Raw genomic sequence first — 280 nt, 5'->3', positions numbered from 1 at the left:
CCACTCCTGGATCGTCTCCTTGCGCTGGTGCTCGTTGACATCCTTCAGGGAGAGATCGATCTGCTGGGCGTCCTCATCCACACTGAGCACCTTCGCCACGATGGTCTGTCCCTCGCGGACGTGGTCGCGGACGTTCTTGATCCACCCGCTCGCCACCTCGGAGATGTGCACCAGCCCCCGTCGGTCACGGTACTCGGTCAGGTCGACGAAGACCCCGAAGTCGGCGATCTCATCCACCTCTCCCACGATCAGCTCGCCCGCCTCCGGCCACCCCGCGTAC

1 protein-coding gene is annotated in these 280 nt (G+C 64.6%); it reads right to left on the bottom strand.

The window, feature by feature from the left end:
* Window positions 1–280, bottom strand: a 280-nt coding sequence (locus ACKRDP_RS09885) for a S1 RNA-binding domain-containing protein (protein ID WP_409154620.1), incomplete at both ends; no start/stop codon positions are given.

This window comes from Pampinifervens navoyensis, assembly GCF_046159715.1.
Classification (GTDB): domain Bacteria; phylum Aquificota; class Aquificia; order Aquificales; family Aquificaceae; genus Pampinifervens.
The sequence above is the reverse complement of the archived record's forward strand: the minus strand, read 5'-3'. Positions and strand labels throughout refer to the sequence as shown.